The 275-nt window shown below is 38.2% G+C and carries 2 protein-coding genes; both read right to left on the reverse strand.

Features of this window, described 5'->3' with window-relative positions; translation table 11 throughout:
- Positions 1 to 77, reverse strand: a 77-nt coding sequence (locus tag AAEY57_RS19915) for an RNase adapter RapZ (RefSeq protein WP_350608655.1), incomplete at its 3' end; no start/stop codon positions are given.
- An 18-nt stretch (positions 78 to 95) separates the two neighbouring features.
- On the reverse strand, positions 96 to 275 hold a 180-nt coding region (locus tag AAEY57_RS19920; protein ID WP_350608654.1), incomplete at its 5' end, for a PTS sugar transporter subunit IIA.

Consider the following 275-nt stretch of genomic DNA (forward strand, 5'->3'; position numbering starts at 1 on the left):
TAACCTAAATCTTCTACAACGCGTAAAGCAACCGACTTTCCAGAACCAGAACGGCCGCTTATGATAATTAACTCCATTTAACACCCTTTATAAAACTATGATTGATTGACAATAACTTGGTAAAGCTCAGTATCTGATTTTGCACTGCGTAACTGTTTACAAAAATCTTTGTTGTTTAGTTTATCAGCAATGGTTGCTAGAGTCTTTAAGTGCTGCTGGTTATCGCCATCTGGTACGATGAGTGCGACGAAAATATCAACAGGGCGATTATCGAT

The organism is Pseudoalteromonas sp. MER144-MNA-CIBAN-0113 (assembly GCF_040308965.1).
Lineage (GTDB): Bacteria > Pseudomonadota > Gammaproteobacteria > Enterobacterales > Alteromonadaceae > Pseudoalteromonas > Pseudoalteromonas tetraodonis.